The sequence below is a fragment of the Acinetobacter pittii genome (assembly GCF_034067285.1).
Classification (GTDB): domain Bacteria; phylum Pseudomonadota; class Gammaproteobacteria; order Pseudomonadales; family Moraxellaceae; genus Acinetobacter; species Acinetobacter pittii_E.
Genome location: NZ_CP139286.1, coordinates 412,497 through 432,977, shown reverse-complemented (window position 1 = coordinate 432,977; position 20,481 = coordinate 412,497). Strand labels below are relative to the sequence as shown.

The following is a 20,481-nucleotide window of genomic DNA, read 5'->3' as shown; positions in this document are numbered from 1 at the left end:
ATCAAACCCCTACCTTAACGGTGATGTGACAAGTACGCTTAGTAATACGATCTGCACGGCCTTTAGCACGTGGCATAATACGTTTAAGGCTCACGCCTTCGTCAACGTAAATCGTAGATACTTTAAGATCGTCAACATCTAAACTGTTATTGTGTTCAGCGTTTGCAATCGCAGATTCCAATGCTTTTTTCACTAAAACAGCAGCTTTTTTATTGCTGAAGTTTAAGATATTTAAAGCATGCGCAACAGATTTGCCGCGAATAAGATCTGCAACCAAACGTGCTTTCTGTGCCGAGATAGCGGCACCGCGTAATTTAGCAGTTACTTCCATCATGACACCTATTAACGTTTAGATTTCTTGTCAACACCGTGACCACGATAGGTACGAGTTGGCGCGAATTCACCGAGTTTATGACCAACCATATGCTCAGTAACAATTACTGGAACGTGGTTACGACCATTATGAACAGAAATTGTTAAACCAACAAAATCTGGAAGGATCATCGAACGACGAGACCAAGTTTTAATCGGCTTGCGAGAGTTACTAGCAACAGCCGCTTCAACCTTAGCGAACAAGTGCGCATCGACGAATGGGCCTTTTTTCAGAGAACGAGGCATTAGTCAGATTCCTTTACTTGACGCGACGGTCGCGAATAATCATCTTAGTCGTACGCTTATTGGTACGTGTCTTGTACCCTTTAGCTTTTTGACCCCATGGGCTTACAGGTTGAATACCTTTGTTACGCCCTTCACCACCACCGTGCGGGTGATCAATTGGGTTCATCGCCATACCACGTACGGTAGGACGAACACCACGCCAGCGCGAAGCACCAGCTTTACCCAATGAACGAAGGTTGTTTTCTTGGTTAGAAACTTCACCAATTACAGCGCGGCATTCAACATGTACTTTACGCATTTCGCCTGAACGAAGACGAATAATTGCGTAAGAACCATCACGACCCAATAACTGAACAGAAGCACCAGCAGAACGCGCTAATTGCGCACCCTTACCAATTTTAAGTTCAACGTTATGAAGTGTAGAACCGATCGGCATATTACGAAGTGGCAAGCAGTTACCTGGACGAATTGGAGCATCGTTACCAGATTGTACTTTATCGCCAGCACGTAAGCCTTTAGGTGCAATGATATAACGACGCTCACCGTCAGCATATTTCAATAAAGCAATATGTGCTGTACGGTTTGGATCGTATTCAATACGCTCTACAACAGCTGGGATGCTGTCTTTGTTACGTTTGAAGTCAACGATACGGTAGTGTTGTTTATGACCACCACCAACGTGACGAGTAGTAATGTGACCGTTGTTATTACGACCACCAGTACGTTTTTTAGCTTCAACCAACGGTGCGTAAGGCGCGCCTTTGTGAAGATGGTCATGAACCACTTTCTCTACAAAGCGACGTCCTGGAGACGTTGGCTTACATTTTTGAATCGGCATAATTTTCGTCCTTATTCCGCTGCGCTTTCAGCGGTATCGCCCAAGTCAGCCATTTCAACATCTTGGCCGGCTTTCAGGGTGACGTATGCTTTTTTAACATCAGAACGGCGTCCTAATGTACGACCAAAGCGCTTAGTCTTACCTTTAGTAATAGTTGTGTTAACTTTAACAACTTCTACACCAAAAAGTTTTTCAACTGCTTTTTTGATTTCAAGCTTAGTAGCATTGATGTCTACTTTAAATACTTGAACACCAACAGTATCACCTAAAACTTGTGCCTTTTCTGAGAAGACTGGTCCTTTAAGGACTTGATAGATACGTTCGTTGTTCATCCGAGTTCTACCTCAATTTTCTTAGCAGCAGCTACAGACATCACAACTTTATCAAACGCGATCAAGCTTACAGGATCGATTGCAGTTGCATCTACCACATCTACATGCGGAAGGTTGCGTGCTGCAAGATATAAGTTCTCATCTACAGCGTCAGTAACGATTAATGCACGAGCAGCATTTAAGTCGTTAAGTTTTGCAAGCAACTCTTTAGTTTTTGGAGCTGCAACAGCAAACTCTTCAACTAATACAAGACGATCTTGGCGAACAAGTTCAGCTAAGATACATTGCATTGCACCGCGGTACATTTTACGGTTTACTTTTTGAGACCAATCTTGTGGACGAGCAGCAAAAGTTTTACCACCGCCAACCCAGATAGGGCTACGAATAGAACCCGCACGAGCACGACCAGTACCTTTTTGACGGAATGGCTTTTTACCACCGCCAGAAACGTCTGCACGTGATTTCTGAGCACGAGTACCTTGACGACCACCTGCTAAGTAAGCAGTAACAACTTGGTGTACAAGAGCTTCGTTAAATTCACGTCCGAAAGCAACTTCAGACAATTCAACAGCAGAGCCGGAAACAGTTTTCAAATTCACGGTATTTCCCCTCAGGCCTTGATGGTAGGACGTACAATCACGTCGCCGCCAGTTGCACCAGGAATTGCACCTTTAACAACTAAAACAGAACGTTCAGCGTCAATAGATACGATTTCAAGACCTTGTACTGTTACGCGTTCATCACCTAAGTGACCAGCCATTTTCTTGCCTTTGAAAACGCGTCCAGGAGTTTGGTTTTGACCTGTAGAACCTAATACACGGTGAGAAACTGAGTTACCGTGTGTAGCGTCTTGGGTACGGAAGTTCCAACGTTTAACACCACCTTGGAAACCTTTACCTTTTGATTGACCAGTTACGTCAACTACTTGACCAACTGTGAACAAATCAACGCCAATAGTGCCGCCAACTTCACGACCTTCAAGCTCAGCTTCAGTAACACGGAACTCTTTAACTAAACGACCAGCAGCAACACCAGCTTTCGCAAAGTGACCTTTTTGAGCGTTAGTTACGCGAGATTCGCGACGTTCACCAGTAGTTACTTGAACAGCTTGATAACCATCAGTTTCAAGTGTTTTGATTTGCGTAATGCGGTTTGGATCGACTTCGATGACTGTAACAGGTACAGAAACACCTGCATCTGTAAAGATGCGAGTCATACCACATTTGCGACCGACTAAACCAATAGCCATGTGCATAAACCTCTAAAAAAGCGGCCTAATTAACTTAGAAGTTAATCAACCGAAAGCCTTAACCCAAAGCGATCTGAACATCAACACCAGCCGCAAGATCTAATTTCATCAATGCATCAACAGTTTTATCTGTAGGTTGAACGATGTCGATCAAACGTTTATAGGTGCGGATTTCGTACTGATCACGCGCATCTTTGTTAACGTGCGGTGAAGTAAGAACGTTGAAGCGTTCGATGCGAGTAGGCATCGGAATTGGACCACAAACTTGTGCGCCAGTACGCTTAGCGGTTTCTACGATCTCTTGAGCTGATTGATCAATCAGACGATGATCAAAAGACTTCAAACGGATACGAATTCTCTGGTTAGACATACCAGTAAACTCCAAGCCAAACATATAAAGAATCACCTTTGACGCATCTCACCCATTGGTAAGTGTCAAAGGCAGTGAAAATCACTAAGGTCATGATCGATGCCACGACTGTAATGCACATTTACTACTTTCTTCGCAGTAAATGCCCCTCCTTTTGAGGGTCGCCCATTATAACGATTGTTTAAGTCTTATGCAATTCTCTTTTTCTATTTTTTGCTCAAAACCTGCTTTAACTGAGCATTGACAACTCATCTATGCATTTATGACAAATTCAATTGCTTTATTTAAGAGTTGATTGCCTTGTTCAAATTTTTGCGCTTCCGAATATTGTAGTTCTCTCGGAGATTGAACATAATCTCCATTAAAAATTGATAGCTCCTCTTCATTTTCAAGCAAGAGTTCTAAAGTCGCTGGTGTCATTTCCGGATGAAATTGAAAGCCCAATACATTCTTTCCAATCTGGTACATTTGATTACGACAAGCCGTACTTTCAGCCAAGTGTATAGCGCCTTTAGGTATTTCAAATGTTTCACTGTGCCACTGCATCACCTTTATTTTTTCAGGCAATGGAAAGCTGTCTTGAGGTAAATTAGCAACTCTCTGAACTGTCGACCATCCAAGTTCCTGATAGCGATTACGGCTGACGGCTGCCCCTAATGCATTAGCGATTAGCTGCCCGCCCAAGCAAAGTCCTATAGCAGGCTTTCCTGCTGCTAAATATCGGCGTAACCATCTTTTTTCTATCTTAAGCCATGGATAATTTGCTTCATCATTTACACTCATGGTGCCACCCATGACGAGTAACAAATCAACCTCGTCTATTTGAGGCAAAGCTTCTATTTCAAGTGACCGATCGACCGGAAGTGCAAAAAATTCCGTAGAACTAATAGTCGCATGGTGAGCTTTTAAAAATGAATAACAACTCCCAAAGCCTTCACCTGCGATATGTTGAAAATAATGAACTCTTAAATGCGACTTCATGCGCTTAAACCTATTGTTGTTAGAATGTTGTAGTGGTCTTTGCAAAAATAAAGCCAAGTTTTTGTTTTATGGATCTACTGTAACGAAACGTCTTACAAAACTTTATAAATCTAGCGAAGAATTTAAATTTCTCTTAATCTAACTTTATCATTTAAAACCCAACGCACTATGAAAAAGCATAACGATTTTCAAACTCGCCTCATTCATGCCCCAAGAAAGGCTCCGCAATTCATTGAAACAGTGCAACCTCCCTTATTTCGCGCATCAACTATTATTTTTAAATCAACTTCGCACCTTTTTGATCGTCATTGGACTGACCCTTATGACTATAGTTATGGAACACATGGCACCCCTACTACCTTCACTTTAGGCGACAATATTGCGCAAATTGAAGGTGGATTGCATTGTTTACTTGCACCGAGCGGTTTATCAGCAATTAATATTGTGAACTCAGCTTTTTTAAGTACCAATGATGAAGTATGGGTTCCAGACAATATTTATGGACCTAATCTCGAACATCTAAATTACCTACAAGATCAATATGGGATTATCGTTAAAGTATATAACCCAATTGATGCATCAAGCTTTCAGCCAACCGACAGAAGCAAACTGCTATGGCTAGAGGCTGCGGGCTCCGTTACCCTAGAATTCCCCGATCTTAAAAATCTAGTCAAAAAAGCTAAAGAACATGGTGTTTTAACAGCCTTAGATAACACTTGGGGAGCTGGGTTTGCATTTAATGCTTTTAATTTTTCTGATGAGCATCTGTCAGTCGACTTAACTATACATGCACTCACCAAATATCCGAGCGGTGGGGGTGACATCTTAATGGGCAGCATTGTAACTCGTGATGAAAAACTACATCACCGCCTATTCCGTACGCATGCCATTTTAGGTATTGCAGTTTCGGGAGACGATGCAGCTCAGATTCAACGTAGCCTAGCTCATATGTCTTTACGCTATGAAAAACAGTCAGCCAATGCCTACACTCTACTTAAATGGCTAAAGAATCAACCTCAATTTGCACAGGTTCTACACCCAAGCGATGAGAACGCCCCAGGCCATCAGTACTGGCAAGAAATCTGCACAGATGGTCAAAGTGCTGGCTTAGTCAGTGTCATTTTTAAAGCTGAATATGACATTAAAGCAGTACGTCGCTTCTGCGATGCATTGGCTTTATTTAAGCTCGGGTTTAGCTGGGGAGGACCTGTTAGCCTGATTATGCTTTATGATTTAAAAATGATGCGAAAACTTGAAAATACACATTTACAACAAGGATTATTGGTTCGCTTCTGTATAGGACTAGAAGATCCGCAAGATTTAATACAAGATATCGAAAACGCACTGAAACAACTGTAAAAACGACAAGATCATAGTGACTCGAACCACAGGATAAAAATATATGGGTACACCGATTGTTATTGCTAAAAATATTAATGACACATCCAAAGAAATTGTTTTACTTTCCCAGTTTGCTAACCGCCATGGACTTATTGCCGGCGCCACGGGTACAGGTAAAACAGTTACGTTAAAAGTTCTAGCAGAGAGTTTCTCTCGAATTGGTGTACCGGTATTTCTTGCCGATGCTAAAGGCGATGTTTCGAGTCTCGCAAAAGCTGGTGAAGCTTCTGATAAATTTAATGAACGTCTAAAGCTTTTACAAATTGATAGCGTTCCTTTCGCAGCTAATCCAGTTGTTTTTTGGGATTTATTTGGTCAGCAAGGCCATCCTATCCGAACTACTATTTCTGAAATTGGGCCAATTTTATTGGCTCGCATGCTCAATTTAAACGATACTCAAGAAGGTGTGCTCTCTGCTGTATTCCGCATTGCAGATGACCAGGGTCTACTATTAGTCGACTTTAAAGATTTAAAAGCCATGATTACGTTTGTTAGCGAACATGCAGCCGAGTTTAAAGCTGAATACGGCAATTTATCTCCAGCAAGCCTAGGCGCTATTCAGCGCAATTTACTAGCCCTTGCCGATCAAGGTGGAGAGCAATTTTTCGGCGAACCTGCTTTAAATATTTTAGATTTTATTCAAACTGATGCAAATGGGCATGGCTACATTAATATTCTTTCGGCTGACAAGCTCATGAATACACCCAAACTATATGCCACTTTCCTTTTATGGATGCTTTCAGAACTATTTGAACAGCTTCCAGAAGTCGGTGATATGGATAAACCCAAACTCGTATTTTTCTTTGATGAAGCTCACTTATTATTTGATAATGCCAGCCAAGCACTCCAAGACAAGATTGAACAAGTTGTACGTTTAATCCGCTCTAAAGGAGTAGGTATCTATTTCATTACCCAAAATCCACTCGATTTACCTGAAAGTGTTCTGGGTCAACTTGGTAATCGCGTTCAACATGCCTTACGTGCATTTACTCCTAAAGATCAAAAAGCGGTAAAAACTGCAGCAGATACTTTCCGAGCTAATCCAAACTTTAAAGTTGATGAAGCAATTACGGAACTTGGTGTTGGTGAGGCCCTCATTAGTTGCCTAGATGAGCAAGGTACTCCACAAATTGTAGAACGCGGTTGGGTCATGCCTCCGTACTCTGCATTTACACCAATCACTCCCGAAGAGCGCCAAACGCTAATCTCGCAAAGCATTATTGCTGGTGTATATGAACAAGCTGTAGATCGTGATAGTGCCTATGAAATGCTACAAAATAAAGTTGCTGAACGCGAACAGCAGCAACAAAATGCCGAAATTGCTAAACAACAAGCAAAAGAACAAGAAACTTTAGCCAAACAACAAGCTAAAGAGCAAGAAAGATTGGCACGTGAACAATTAAAAGAAGAAGAGCGAGCAGCACGTGAAAGAGCCAAGCTGACCCAAGACATTGTTGGAACTTTTGCAAAAAGTGCAGCGCGCAGTTTAGGAGGAAGTACAGGCCAAAAACTCGTACGAGGCCTACTTGGTTCTTTATTTGGAAAATAAAAAAATTTTAATAAAACTGTGTTAATACTAGGGGATTTTATATCCCCTAATTTTTTTATGGTTTTTCTCAAAAAGTTATTGCCATTAATTTTTTAAAGATGTATTTTAAATACATCTTATACAGCCAGATAAATAAGGTCTAGCCATGACTCCACAACAAATTGAACTTGTTAAATCTACCGTACCTGTTTTACGTGAACACGGCGTTACGCTAACTACATACTTTTATAAGCGTATGTTGAATAACAACCCTGAATTAAAAAATGTTTTCAACTTAGATGATCAAACTAGCTTACGCCAGCCACGCGCGCTTGCAGCTGCGGTTCTTGCATATGCAGAAAATATTGAGAACCCTAGTGTGCTCGCTAAAGCTGTAGAACGCATCACCACTAAACACGTGAGCTTAGATATTCAGCCTGATCAATATGCAATTGTTGGTGACAACCTACTTCATTCAATTAGTGAAGTACTCAATGTGCCATTTGAATCAGAACTTATCGAGGCATGGAAGCAAGCTTATCTACAATTAGCAGACATTTTAATTGGCGTTGAAAAACAAAAGTATGAACAACTTGAGAGCTTAAAAGGTGGATGGGCTGGCTGGCGCTCATTTGAGATTACACAAATTGATCCTCTTGAATCTGGCAAACGTTTTACTTTAAAAGCAACTGACCATGAGGACGTATTAACTGGTCCAGCCAATGCTTTTATTTCGGTTAAAGTACAAGTTCCAGAGCAACAACTTGAACAACCAAAAGCTTTTAAATTTACAGAAGCTCAAGAAAATAACTCATATCACTTCGATGTTCAGCCTGAAGAAAACCATACTGAGTTTTCGGTGGCTAATATTTTACTTGAGCATTACAGAGTGGGTGATCAAGTGCAGGTTTCAGCTCCTTTAACGCTGTAATGTAAAAACCTCTTGCCTGAAAGTTTTCTTATTTAAACTTTCAGGCTAAGATGATCATCCTTTTTATTCTCTTCCATTTTTGGTGATCATGCAGCTTAATAAATTTACCGATTATGCATTACGAATATTAATGTATGTTGCACGCCCAAGTGATGCACCCTACACGATTGCAGAAATCGCGAAAGATTTGCATGTTTCACAAAACCATCTGGTTAAAGTTGTTCACTTTATGGGCAAACAAGAATGGATTATTACCATTCGTGGAAAAGGTGGTGGAATACGCTTAAACCCAGATGCACTTAACTCAAATTTAGGTTCAATTGTTCGAATATTACAGGGTGATAATCAAATCGTTGAGTGCAATACGCCCCCTTGTGTATTACGCAGTCACTGTGGTTTAAAAGGTATTTTAGATCAAGCTCTAGAGAGCTTTTATCAAAGCCTAGACCAATACACACTCGGAGAAGTTTTACAGCACTCAAAATCTACTCCTACTCACTCCCCTATTGCCTTTTTAGAAATCTAACTTGGATTAATTTTCATAAGTTGATTTATTGAAAATTAGCAAGAATACCCAAGCTCCTTTATACTAGGCGCGAGCCCTCTCATTTAAAAAGTTATTTTTTATGCGTCGTAGTGAAAAATCGAAAGACACCAAAGCCAGACTCGCACCAAAGCAAAAGATCAGCTATGAAAAGAAACCAGACCCAGCGATCACGGAATATGCCGTGCAATCACTAAACTGGTTACGCCAAGCTGAATTTTTAATGAGTGCTCCTAAATTGGCACTTTGTGTTGAAGATAGTGGCTACGAGATTGCTTTTGCAGGGCGCTCAAATGCTGGTAAATCTAGTGCTATTAATGCATTGACCAACAAAAAACAACTCGCACGTGCCTCAAAAAAACCAGGCCGTACACAGATGATTAACTTCTTCAGCCTAGGTAACCCTGATCAACGTTTAGTCGACCTTCCTGGCTATGGCTATGCAGCTGTACCTGAAGATATGAAACGAGTATGGCAAAAAGAATTAGAGAACTATCTCATTCATCGTAAAAGCTTACAAGGCTTAGTATTACTGATGGATATTCGCCATCCTTTACAGCACTTCGACATGATGATGCTAGAGTGGGCTTATTCACGTCATCTTTTTGTTCATATCCTTCTAACAAAAGCAGACAAACTTAATCGTGGTCCAGCAAACAAAGTGCTATTAGAAGTTAAGCAGCAGCTGAAAAAAATGAAGCTTGATTTCTCGATTCAACTTTTCTCATCACTTAATAAATTAGGTTTAGAAGAGCTAGCAAGTGTTATGGCTGGACGACTACATTTTACGCTTAATCAAGAACCAGAATTTGATGTCGATGCGATTCCTGAAGCCACCGATGAGGACGCTGAAAGTTAAATTGTCATAGCAGATACAATTTCTTCATTAAATTTATATTCAAATTGGCCCCTATTGCTAAACACAAATGTAGGGGCTTTTTTTATACTCGTTATAACTTCATCGAGTTAAAAATCAGGACTAAATGATGAAATTGTTATCTTTTTTGAAGAACAAGGCTTTAGGTTCTTCTATTGACTATAAAATTCTTCCACGTAAAGTAAAATTTGACTGGAAAGATACCCCTGTTGACTGGATTCCAAATCAGCCTTTCGCAAGTTATTTTATTAATGAAATTAATAATATTTTACCTGCCGGAGAATTCTGGTTTTGCCGTTTGTACAATAAAGTTTTACCGCAAATTAAAGACGAAAAGCTTAAACAGGATGTACAAGCATTTATCCGCCAAGAAGCTATGCATGCCAATGCGCATACTTCTGCCAATAAAGAATATTTAAGTGCGCGTAATATTGATATCCAGCGAAATCTGGACATTATGAATTATCTATTTACGACCGCCTTAGCAGATAAACCCTTTGATAAAGAAGTCCCTCAATTTCTACAAGAACAATGGGACCTTTTCCGTTTAGGCGTTATTGCAACTGTCGAACATATGACTTGTGTATTAGGAAAATATGCACTCTATAATAAGCGTTGGGAAGAGTTAGGCGCTGACCCTGAAATGGTCGATCTAGTTAAATGGCATGGTTCAGAAGAAATTGAACACCGTACCGTTGCTTTTGATTTATATCGCCATCTTGGTGGTGGCTATATTCCACGCTACTATTTAAGTCTTGCAGTGATTGTACTGGTACTTGGATTATGGGTAGATGGCGCTGCACATATTATGAAACAAGATCCACGTTTTGCTGATGCAGCTAAATCCAGATTTTTCCCAGTATGGGTTGCTGTAGAATGGCTTAAGATTAGTCGCAAAGATAACCAAGTGCTACCAAATCCATTTTGGCTGATTGCCCAACAAATTGATTACCTCATGCCTTGGTATGATCCAGTTAAAGAAGGCAGCACTGAAGATGCGGTAAGTTATTTATCTCAATCTCCAGCAGCAAAAAGAGCTGAGCTTCAAGCCGCTTAAAAATAAAAAAGCAGGATTTTAAATCCTGCTTTTTTATAGGAGATTAGACACTGATATCTTTATCTTTTGTATAACGATCTACAACGACACTAATCATCATATCGCCTTGCACATTGACCACTGTTCTCACAGTATCGAGTAGACGATCAATCGGAAGTAAAATTGCAATTGCTTCAGCCGGCAAACCTACAGACTGTAAAACCATAATCATGGTGACCATACCCGCACTCGGAATTCCCGGTGCACCGAGCGATGCAATCATTGCTGTTAAGCACACGATAATTTGTTGTGTCAGGTTTAAATCCAGTCCCACTAAGTTTGCCACAAAGAGTGCAGCTGCCGCTTCATATAGTGCAGTACCATCCATATTAAGCTGCGTACCTAAAGGAATCACAAAGCCCGCTGTTTGAGGGCGCACACCTAAGTTTTCTTGTGCGCATTTCATACTAAGCGGCATCGTGGCAGAGCTAGAACTGGTGGCAAATGCAGTGATCAGCGCTGTACGTGTTCCTTTGAAAAAAGTCCAAGGACTCATACGACCAAAAATCCAAAGTAATAGCGGTAAAACAACAGCACCATGAAAGATGGTAGTCCCCGTTACGACAACAGCAAACTCAGCCAAACGACTTAATACCGAAATATCTTCCGTTGCCATTAACTTTGCCAATAGAGCAAAAATACCTAAAGGTGCCAGCTTCATCACCCAGCCGACTAACATCATCATCATTTCAAAAAACTGATGACTCAATACGCGAATACTTTTGAAACGCTCACCGCCATGGACTAGCGCAACACCAACAAATAGTGCAAACACCACAACCGCTAAAACGTTACCGTCACTAAACGCTTTAAATGGGTTGATTAATGTATTTTGAATAAAATTGGTAAAAAAACTTGCAGGGTTTAAACTGTCGGGCGCCTGATAATTTTGCATAGACGTTTGGAAAATAGAAATATCTATACCGCGCCCTACTTCAAATAGATGAGCACAACTTATACCTAAAATTAAAGCCAACGTTGTTGTGGTCAAACAACATAAAAAGGTAATTTTCCAGACTGGACCTAGCTGGCCACCTGCCTGCAAATTAGAGACACCCACAACAATCGAGCTAAAAATCAAAGGTACCAACAACATTTTAAGCAGCCCAATAAAGACACTACTTAATATGCCCAGCCCATATAAACTATGTTTTACAAACACAGTATCAGGATACAACGTTAATAAGAAACCAAAGGCTAAGCCTAAAATGGCAGCAATAAGAATTTGTGTGTTTAAGTTCATATCAGCATTATTTTTTTCAGTTGGCAATCCTTTTGCAAATATGACATGAGCTTGCTTTTCATACGAGCAATTTTTTGTCACATCGTTTCAATTAAAAATAAAAAAGCCATCTGATGAGATGGCTTTATAAATGAGTTTATTGCGTTTCAATTTCCCGCAAACGAATTAAACCCTCTTGCACGGTACTGCAAACAAGTTGGCCATTTTGCCACATACGGCCAAAGTTTAAACCGCGAGAAGCTGCGCTGACTGTTGCTTCCATATCGTAAAGCATCCATTCATCAGCGCGTAGCGGACGATGGAAATAAATTGCATGATCAATACTTGCACACTGCAAACTTGGAGAAATATAGCTGAGCCCATGCGGTCTTAAAGCCGTTGTCATTAAGGTAAAGTCTGAATAAAACGCAACAATTGCTTGATGCAGAGCAATATCATCTAATTGTTTTGGAATACGGTCATGTGTGCGGATATAGTGCGCATTATAAGGAGCTTCAGGTTGCGGTTGAAACGGATTTACCGGATCAATTGGGCGAATCTCTACGTGGCGCTCACGCATAAAGCTAGCGCGAACATTTTCCGGTACGAAGTTTAGAATACCTTCTTTGAGTTCATTTTCAGATTTAAGAGTCTCTGGTGCAGGGTAGTCTGGTTCTTGATGTTGATAATTCAGACCTTCTTCTGGATTAGCAAAAGAAACCATCGCCGAAAATATAACTCGCCCATGCTGAACTGCACGAACCTGACGGCTTACGAAACTCTTCCCATCACGTAAACGGTCTACTTCATAGACAATTGGGGCATTAATATCGCCACCATATAAAAAATATGCATGTAAAGAATGCGCGGGACGATCGGTTGTATAAGATGCCGCACGTAAAGCCTGACCCAAAACCTGCCCACCAAAAACACGTTTGCCGACAAGATTACGGCTTATGCCACGGTAAATATTTTCTTCTAGCTTTTCTAAAGTGAGAAGATCGACAAGTTCTTGGGTTAACGCATTCATGAGAGATACCTTCATATTTCAGGTAAAAAATCGTATTAAAGTACAGATGTGTAGAATCTATTGTGCCATAAAAAACTATTTGAACATGGAACAATCAGTCAACTTCTGACGAACATTGCTCATATAACAGCTAAAAATACGATTTTTAACGATAAAATATGCCAAAAGCATTATAATTTATAAGAAAGTAGCATATTGTTTTTTTTAATAAATGCCGCAAAATAATTACCCTCTGCATTTGGTGCTGGGATTTGTCTTTAAGAAGTAGGAGTTCTTATGTCCAAGAGTGGGTTTGGTCAAATGTATCGTCGGCTTTCGAGTAAACTACTTGACCTCGTGGTAACACCACATGTTCTTGGGGAAGTTCCTACTGAACCAGTATCAGAAACAACAGAAACAGAAGCAAAGACTGAGCGCCAAAAAGTGGTTTGCTATGTCTTGCAAAACCATTCTAGAAGCAATGCTTTAGTGGTTGATGGGGAAACGCGTCGTTTAAATTTAAAACCTGCGTTAGATCCATTAGTTGTTGGCGCTCATCAGGAAAAAGCATCAGTTTTATTTTTACAGCACAATGATGAAAATAATTTACTGAATCCGCCTCCTCATGCTTTTCCACCACGCTTAATAAAACTGATTGAAGTGTTACAAGAAAATCCTGAACTTGATATAGAACTTGTTCCGGTTACAGTTTTATGGGGCCGTTCGCCAGATAAAGAAGATTCTTGGTTTAAATTATTATTTTCCGACACATGGGCAACACCAAGCACAGTTAAGCAGTTGGTTAATATTGGTTTGCATGGTCGACAGTCTTATTTAGAGTTTCATGAACCGCAATCGCTACGTGAATTGGTTGAATATGCCCAGCAGCATTATCCAAATCTATCACCAGCAACTTATATTGTAAGTACGTTAAATGATTATTTAGACCGTCAGCGTGAAGTGGTGCTAGGTCCCGATTTATCGGATCGCCGTAATGTCATGCAGTCAGTCGTAAAATCTCGTGATGTTCAAGAAGCAATCCGCCGTGAAAGTATTCGCGGAAAAGTGAGCATGCTTGAAGCGGAACGCCGTGCGATTGGTTATGTGAATGAAATCGTATCGGATTATTCACATTCAGCAGTGCGCTTTGCTGACCTTGCCTTAACGCGCTTATGGACTCAGCTTTATGACGGCGTAGAAGTACATAACTTTAGTACAGTTCGTGAGCTGGCAAAAGATTATGAAGTTGTCTACACACCTTGCCACCGCAGTCATATTGATTATTTATTATTGTCATATGTGATCTATAAACGTGGATTGATGGTTCCGTATATTGCTGCGGGTGATAACTTAAACTTACCATTTGTTGGGCAGCTTTTACGTGGAGGTGGTGCATTCTTTATTCGCCGTTCTTTCCGCGGTAATGGCCTATACACCACTGTATTTAAAGAATACTTATATAGCATCTTGTCACGTAATACCCCACTTGAATACTTTATTGAAGGTGGACGTTCACGTACAGGACGCCTATTACCGCCTAAAACCGGTATGCTTGCCATGACAGTTCACAGCCATTTACGTGGTCGTGCTAAACCAATCGTTTTCTTACCAACATATATTGGTTATGAACGACTCATGGAAGGCTCAACTTACGTAGGTGAAATGCAAGGTAAGCCAAAAGAAGCCGAATCTATTTTTGGCATTGTGAAAACCTTACGAAAAATTGAACGTATCTTTGGTAAAGTCCACGTAAACTTTGGTGAACCCGTTTTCCTTGATGATCTGCTTAAGCAACATAATGCAGAAAACGTTTACATCGAGAAAAATGACGACCCAATCCCTCAAGCTGTTTCAGATGCGGTAAATAGCTCTGCACACGCAATTTTAGAAAATATTAACCGAGCGGTGGTCATTAACCCTGTCTCTTTACTTTCTATTATTTTGCTTGCGACGCCAAAACATACGCTTGATGAAGAAATTTGTATTAAGCAACTAGAAGCTTATCGTAACTTGGCATCAAACTTCCCATATGACCAACGTATGGAAGTAACGCCACTTTCTGGTAAAGAAATTATCGCGTATGGTTTAAAACTTAAACTCATTAAACGGGTTCAGCATGCGCTTGGCGATATTATTGCGATTGAAGATAATCAAGCCGTTCTTTTGACTTACTTCCGCAATAACATTTTGCACGCCTTTGTTTTACCATCATTGGTGGCTTCACTTGTTGAACATAATGGAAAAATCAGTCGTTCAGATTTAACCAATGTCATCTATACGCTCTATCCATTCTTGAAAGCTGAGTTATTCCTTAAATGGAAGAGTAGCGAGCTTAAGGCACAAATTGAGCAATATGCTGATGCGTTAGTTCAATCAAATCTTATCCAACAAGACGATGAAGGTAACCTGATTAGCTCTGCACCAAATACAGAAGAACATAATCAGCTTGTTGTTTTAGCTACTCCTGTTAAGCAAAGTCTTGAGCGTTACTACATGACGCTTGCACTCATTACTCAACGCGGTTCGGGGAATATTTCTGCGAAACAAGTTGAAGAGTTAAGTCATTTACTTGGACAACGTTTGTCTGTCCTCTATGAATTTAATTCGCCAGAGTTCTTCGATAAAGCTTTATTCCAAAGCTTCTTAAAAGTACTTACACAGCAAAATTACATTCGTACTAACGATCAAGGCCAAATTGAGTTTGATGATAACTTCCGTCAAATGGCTGCTGGTGCACAGTTGGTGCTTGATGAAGTAACCTTGCAAATGTTACAGCACATCACCACCTTTACCGACGAAGAGTTAAAAGATGCTCTTGAAGCAATGGCATCTCAACAAGCTAAACGTCGCTTAAAACGTAAAAAAGCTTAAAGTCTCCAGACAAAATAAAAGGCAACTTCGGTTGCCTTTTATTTTATTAACGAATTGGGCATTCAAAATAACGTGGATCATCCATGCACCGCAGACGCTTCATAAGTTGAACAAAATAAGCATCGTAGTAACCTGAAAGGACGTACTGATTACGTATTTTGGCAACCATTACATCATAACTTTGTTTTTCATAAAAAGAGACATCCACCCAATAATAAGCAGGTAAATGATTTTCCCATTGTGTCGCACGGTTAGTCAGCAATTGGCTATTCTGAACAAACCATCCCCGAATTTTTCGGCCAAAATTAGCAGGATAAGCTTGCGGTTTAATAATTAAATTGACCCCAAAATATGCCAAAGGAAAATTGATAACTTGAGTATCTTGTCCAAATTCTTTTTGTAAGTTATATGGCAATAAGCCATACACAGGAGCAGGAACAATATCGATTTTATTTTGCTTAAACTGCACAATCGCGTTAGATAAATCAATATAAACTGGCCGAGCACCTACACTTCGTACCAATGCTTGTTGCGGTGGATTATTGGGTAACACACCAATACGTTGATTTCTTAATTGAGCGACTCTAGAAAGTTTCTTATTTTTTAAAACCATGTAAGCAGTTCCAATAGGAATCATTCCTACAGCTTCATAGTCCTTAGAAACCAGTCTTTTCTCAATTGTAGGGTGATTTAAAAGCTGCAAGAAGCTTTTGGCTGTACGATTATTAGGAATTAGTCCTATACCCGCGGTACTCCCCATAAACTGGTTATAACGATAAGTATTGAAATTGGATGCAGCTAGACCAGAACATTTCCCATCATCAAAAGCTTGTATCGCCTGCTGTTCTTTTTGATAGGTAACTACTTTAAATTTGACTTGATATTGCTGGGCATATAGCCGAATGTCATTTAAACGGCGAGTAATATCCCCTTGGGACCCAATAGGATCATATGCACACCACACCTGATCCTCAGCCCAACTCGCAACAGCTAATACGCTCAAAATCAGAGCTAAACAAATTTTTTTCACTTTCAACCTTTTTATCTTTATCGGCAATTTGACTGCCTCATCAGGTATTTCTGTTCTTATTTAAAGTTTAATCAAAATTTTATTTAGTACCATGAACATTTAAACATAATAAATAGTCATTAAAGCAAATTGGATGCTCTAACTGAAAACCCGTTGCTGGCAAATATTTCGCATAAATTCTTTTACCTGAAATTTGGCTTGATTCCAAAGTTAACTCTGGCAATCCTAATTGTTTTTGAAACCAGACTATAACCTCATGTAATGGTAATGGCTGGTTATTCGTCACAATATAGCTCGCTTGATGAGTTTCGTAGTCAGCCATAAAAGCTAAAAATCTTGCTAAATCATCAATATGTATTCGATTGCTATAATGTATGTTTGGATAATTTTGATTATTTTCAGCCATTTTCTTTAAACGGGCAACAGAAGTTCCATAAATACCAGTAGGGCGAATAATTACAGATTGGGCTGGATAATGTTTCTGCCAGAGTAGCTCCATATTACGTAATATATGGCCTTGTTCATCACTTGGATGAATTTCACTAAAATCATCAATGATCTCCCCCGCATTTTCACCATAAACTCGCGTCGACGAAACAACGATTATTTTTTTTACCGGATGTATTTTTAATGCTTCTCGAATCGGTTCAATACTATCTACATAAGTATGCTGGTAGCCCTCAACCGTACTCTCGTTTGGAGAAAGTAAAATATACACGATATCTACAGGTTCAATTTGACTCAAATCAAGCGAAAAAATATCTTGGACAAGATGTGTTGCGTAACTATCCGTTTTTACACTACGGCTGATTGTGGTAATTTGATGTTCTTTCTCAAATAGTTGTTTAGCAACACGCTGAGATGTTTTACCATAACCGATAAATAATATATGCATAGAAAACTCGTTGAGGGGACATGACTTCAGTCCATCAGTTACAAGGCGTTGGATCGGCTTCAGCAGCCCTGCTCGAAAAACTAAATATTTTTACCACAGATGATTTACTGTTTCATCTGCCACGTGATTATGAAGACCGAAGTACGATTATTCCAATGAATCAACTTGTGGTTGGACGGAGCTATTTGCTCGAAGGTGAAGTCAAATCAATTGACTTCCCTCCAGGAAAAAGAAAATCCATGGCAGCCTTGGTGCAAGATGAATTTGGTAAAGTCACCTTACGCTTTTATCATATTTATAAAAACCTGACTGACAAAATAAAACCTGGTCATCGCTTACGTATTTTTGGTGAAGTTCGTGTAGGTGCTCGCGGCCTTGAGATGTATCATCCTGAAATTCAGCTCATTCATGAACATACACCTCTACCAAAAACTCAACTGACAGCAATTTATCCAAGTACGGATGGGCTGACTCAGCCTAAATTACGCGAATACGTTAAACAAGCTTTAAAGCATCATAGTGATGCTCTACCAGAGTTACTCCCAAAACAATATACCAATGGCTATGCGCTGAAAGAGGCTTTGTATTACATTCATGAGCCTCCCGTTGATGCCAATATGCTCCAATTGGCCCAAGGATCTCATCCTGCGCAGCAACGGCTTATTTTTGAAGAACTGGTTGCTCATCAAATTAGTTTACTTAATCGCCGTGCTTATATTCGTCAAATTGCATCACCTGCTTTTTCAAGCAGCAAAATATTAGCGAAAAAGCTATTAGAAGCTTTGCCTTTTCAAATGACCAATGCACAAAAACGTGTATCTAAAGAAATTTTAAATGACTTAAAACAGCACCAACCTATGCTACGCCTAGTACAAGGTGACGTAGGTGCTGGAAAAACCTTAGTTGCTGCTGTGGCCGCGTGCCATGCTTTAGAAGCCGATTGGCAGGTTGCATTAATGGCGCCTACTGAAATTCTAGCAGAACAGCATTATTTGAATTTTAAACGTTGGTTTGAACCATTAGGCATTACAGTTGCCTGGTTGTCTGGTAAACAAAAAGGTAAAGCCCGCGCTCAAGCAGAACAACAAATTAAAGAAGGTCACGCAGAACTTATTGTGGGTACTCATGCCTTATTTCAAGACAATGTTGGTTTTGCTAAATTAGGACTCGTAATTATTGATGAACAACATCGCTTTGGTGTAGATCAGCGTTTAGCTCTACGTAATAAAGGTGCTGAGCAGTTCACTCCACATCAACTCGTCATGACGGCCACTCCCATTCCAAGAACTCTAGCAATGAGTGCATATGGTGATTTGGACACGTCAATTATTGATGAGTTACCTCCGGGCCGTACTCCAATTCAAACGGTTACCATTCCGCTTGATCGTCGAGAAGAAGTACTGCAACGTATTGCTTCAAATTGCAGAGATGGGAAACAGGCGTATTGGGTATGCACACTGGTTGAACAGTCTGAGACTTTAGATGCTCAAGCAGCAGAAGCCACCTATCAGGAAATGAAAGAACGCTTTCCTGAACTCAACATTGGCTTGGTGCATGGCAAAATGAAAGCTGATGAAAAGCAAGCTGTTATGCAAGCATTTAAAAATAATGAATTACAACTTCTTATCGCAACAACGGTCATCGAAGTTGGAGTCGATGTTCCTAACTCCTCTATTATGGTGATTGAAAATGCTGAGCGTTTGGGCCTTTCTCAGTTACATCAATTACGTGGTCGTGTAGGTCGAGGCGCTCAAGCCAGCTTTTGTGTACTTCTATATAAAACGCCTCTTTCACAAAATGGGCAAGAGAGACTTTCTATTTTAAGAGAAAGTAATGATGGCTTTGTGATTGCAGAAAAAGATCTAGAGTTACGCGGACCGGGTGAATTACTAGGGACTAAACAAACTGGGGATATGGGATTTAGAGTTGCTCGGTTAGAGCGAGATGATCACTTACTGAGTCAAGCTCATTATGTAGCACAGCAAGTTTTAAAAGATTATCCAGAACAAGCAGATGCTCTATTAAAGCGCTGGCTTCCTGAGGCACCTCGCTACGCCTATGTTTAGTTTTTTAAACGTCCAACATCTTATTCAGTTATTTTCACCTTGCTCATTGTGTGAGTTAGGGGCGCGAGAAAAATATTCACTTTGTAAAGACTGTTGGGAACAGCTGCCTTGGCTTAAACAAACGATTCAACGTAATAATCAAACTGTTCTTGTGGCCTGTGACTATGCTTATCCAGTTAACCGAATTATTCAGCAGTTTAAATATGAACAGAAATTACATTATCAAATCTTATTAGGGGAAATTTTAAAACAATTAAAATTTCCTAAAGTACAAGCTATTGTACCCATGCCCATTTCCAATCAACGTTTAATTGAACGTGGTTTCAATCAGTCATTATTACTTGCCAATATTTTAAGCAAACACTTAAAAATACCTGTTTGGCAACCAATTCAACGTTTAAACGAACATTCTCAAAAAGGTCTTTCTCGACTAGAACGTTTTGAAAATATAGAACAACAATTTGTACCTCATCATAAAGAGAAACGACGTTATCGCCGTGTTCTCATTATTGATGACGTGATAACCACAGGAAGCTCTATTCATGCGCTCAGTCAAGCCCTTCAACAATTAGGCTGCACATCTATTCACATGGCTTGCCTAGCGGCAACACTAAAGAATTAGG

Annotated in this window: 21 protein-coding genes and 1 pseudogene; 10 read left to right on the top strand and 12 right to left on the bottom strand. The window is 40.0% G+C overall.

The annotated features are described in order from the left end of the window. Nucleotide 1 precedes the first annotated feature (1 nt). From rplV to yfeJ, 8 genes are all read right to left on the bottom strand, one after another. On the bottom strand, nucleotides 2-331 hold the full coding sequence (rplV, locus tag SOI81_RS02040) for a 50S ribosomal protein L22 (protein ID WP_004639524.1): 330 nt from the start codon (nucleotides 329-331) through the stop codon (nucleotides 2-4). An 11-nt stretch (nucleotides 332-342) separates the two neighbouring features. Beyond that, nucleotides 343-618 (bottom strand): 30S ribosomal protein S19, encoded by a 276-nt coding sequence (rpsS, locus tag SOI81_RS02035; RefSeq protein WP_001138119.1) that lies wholly within the window; start codon nucleotides 616-618, stop codon nucleotides 343-345. A gap of 13 nt (nucleotides 619-631) precedes the next feature. Further along, nucleotides 632-1,456: a 50S ribosomal protein L2 gene (gene rplB, locus SOI81_RS02030; protein ID WP_002049686.1), complete on the bottom strand. Its 825-nt coding sequence runs from the start codon at nucleotides 1,454-1,456 to the stop codon at nucleotides 632-634. An 11-nt stretch (nucleotides 1,457-1,467) separates the two neighbouring features. After that, nucleotides 1,468-1,788: a 50S ribosomal protein L23 gene (gene rplW / locus SOI81_RS02025; RefSeq protein WP_002049693.1), complete on the bottom strand. Its 321-nt coding sequence runs from the start codon at nucleotides 1,786-1,788 to the stop codon at nucleotides 1,468-1,470. Next, entirely contained in the window at nucleotides 1,785-2,387 is a 603-nt protein-coding gene (rplD, locus tag SOI81_RS02020; RefSeq protein ID WP_002049755.1) for a 50S ribosomal protein L4, read from the bottom strand. Before rplD ends, rplW begins: the two co-directional genes overlap by 4 nt. An 11-nt stretch (nucleotides 2,388-2,398) precedes the next feature. Further along, a complete protein-coding gene (gene rplC, locus SOI81_RS02015; protein WP_002117051.1) occupies nucleotides 2,399-3,037 on the bottom strand; it encodes a 50S ribosomal protein L3 in 639 nt (212 codons plus the stop codon). A 58-nt stretch (nucleotides 3,038-3,095) separates the two neighbouring features. Then, complete coding sequence (rpsJ, locus tag SOI81_RS02010) at nucleotides 3,096-3,407, bottom strand: 30S ribosomal protein S10 (RefSeq protein WP_000070912.1); 312 nt, start codon at nucleotides 3,405-3,407, stop codon at nucleotides 3,096-3,098. Nucleotides 3,408-3,659: 252 nt separating this feature from the next. Beyond that, a complete protein-coding gene (yfeJ, locus tag SOI81_RS02005) occupies nucleotides 3,660-4,388 on the bottom strand; it encodes a type 1 glutamine amidotransferase (RefSeq protein ID WP_239975678.1) in 729 nt (242 codons plus the stop codon). Between the two features lie 168 nt (nucleotides 4,389-4,556). On the opposite strand from yfeJ, the gene metC reads away from it, so the two are divergent. From metC to SOI81_RS01970, 7 genes and pseudogenes are all read left to right on the top strand, one after another. Next, entirely contained in the window at nucleotides 4,557-5,747 is a 1,191-nt protein-coding gene (gene metC, locus SOI81_RS02000) for a PLP-dependent transferase (protein WP_239975677.1), read from the top strand. Nucleotides 5,748-5,790: 43 nt separating this feature from the next. After that, nucleotides 5,791-7,338 (top strand): helicase HerA-like domain-containing protein, encoded by a 1,548-nt coding sequence (gene yjgR / locus SOI81_RS01995; protein ID WP_239975676.1) that lies wholly within the window; start codon nucleotides 5,791-5,793, stop codon nucleotides 7,336-7,338. An 18-nt stretch (nucleotides 7,339-7,356) separates the two neighbouring features. Further along, a pseudogene (locus tag SOI81_RS01990) lies at nucleotides 7,357-7,481 on the top strand (hypothetical protein). 2 nt (nucleotides 7,482-7,483) lie between these two features. After that, entirely contained in the window at nucleotides 7,484-8,248 is a 765-nt protein-coding gene (locus SOI81_RS01985) for a globin domain-containing protein (protein ID WP_016142973.1), read from the top strand. Nucleotides 8,249-8,336: 88 nt separating this feature from the next. Further along, complete coding sequence (locus SOI81_RS01980) at nucleotides 8,337-8,774, top strand: RrF2 family transcriptional regulator (protein WP_239975675.1); 438 nt, start codon at nucleotides 8,337-8,339, stop codon at nucleotides 8,772-8,774. 100 nt (nucleotides 8,775-8,874) lie between these two features. Next, nucleotides 8,875-9,651, top strand: coding sequence for a ribosome biogenesis GTP-binding protein YihA/YsxC (gene yihA, locus SOI81_RS01975; protein WP_239975674.1), 777 nt, complete (start codon nucleotides 8,875-8,877; stop codon nucleotides 9,649-9,651). Nucleotides 9,652-9,775: 124 nt separating this feature from the next. Further along, nucleotides 9,776-10,726: a metal-dependent hydrolase gene (locus tag SOI81_RS01970; protein ID WP_082183844.1), complete on the top strand. Its 951-nt coding sequence runs from the start codon at nucleotides 9,776-9,778 to the stop codon at nucleotides 10,724-10,726. 43 nt (nucleotides 10,727-10,769) lie between these two features. Here SOI81_RS01970 and SOI81_RS01965 read toward each other — a convergent pair whose 3' ends face one another. Then, a complete protein-coding gene (locus tag SOI81_RS01965; RefSeq protein WP_239975692.1) occupies nucleotides 10,770-12,035 on the bottom strand; it encodes a dicarboxylate/amino acid:cation symporter in 1,266 nt (421 codons plus the stop codon). 109 nt (nucleotides 12,036-12,144) lie between these two features. After that, nucleotides 12,145-13,017, bottom strand: coding sequence for an acyl-CoA thioesterase (tesB, locus tag SOI81_RS01960; RefSeq protein ID WP_224993460.1), 873 nt, complete (start codon nucleotides 13,015-13,017; stop codon nucleotides 12,145-12,147). 276 nt (nucleotides 13,018-13,293) lie between these two features. Between tesB and plsB the strand changes: the two genes are divergently transcribed. After that, nucleotides 13,294-15,867 carry a glycerol-3-phosphate 1-O-acyltransferase PlsB gene (plsB, locus tag SOI81_RS01955; RefSeq protein ID WP_016142967.1) on the top strand — a complete coding sequence of 858 codons (2,574 nt, stop codon included), beginning with the start codon at nucleotides 13,294-13,296 and terminating at the stop codon, nucleotides 15,865-15,867. Between the two features lie 46 nt (nucleotides 15,868-15,913). On the opposite strand, the gene SOI81_RS01950 is transcribed toward plsB, so the two are convergent. After that, the gene (locus SOI81_RS01950; protein ID WP_239975673.1) at nucleotides 15,914-16,897 is read right to left on the bottom strand and encodes a putative solute-binding protein; all 984 of its coding nucleotides are present in this window, start codon (nucleotides 16,895-16,897) and stop codon (nucleotides 15,914-15,916) included. Nucleotides 16,898-16,976: 79 nt separating this feature from the next. Further along, nucleotides 16,977-17,792, bottom strand: coding sequence for an NAD(P)H-binding protein (locus SOI81_RS01945; protein WP_016142965.1), 816 nt, complete (start codon nucleotides 17,790-17,792; stop codon nucleotides 16,977-16,979). A 20-nt stretch (nucleotides 17,793-17,812) separates the two neighbouring features. Between SOI81_RS01945 and recG the strand changes: the two genes are divergently transcribed. Both recG and comF read left to right on the top strand, forming a co-directional pair. After that, nucleotides 17,813-19,858, top strand: a complete 2,046-nt coding sequence (gene recG / locus SOI81_RS01940) for an ATP-dependent DNA helicase RecG (RefSeq protein WP_005067253.1) — start codon at nucleotides 17,813-17,815, stop codon at nucleotides 19,856-19,858. Continuing rightward, nucleotides 19,851-20,480 carry a ComF family protein gene (gene comF, locus SOI81_RS01935; RefSeq protein ID WP_239975671.1) on the top strand — a complete coding sequence of 210 codons (630 nt, stop codon included), beginning with the start codon at nucleotides 19,851-19,853 and terminating at the stop codon, nucleotides 20,478-20,480. Before recG ends, comF begins: the two co-directional genes overlap by 8 nt. Nucleotide 20,481: the final 1 nt, after the last annotated feature.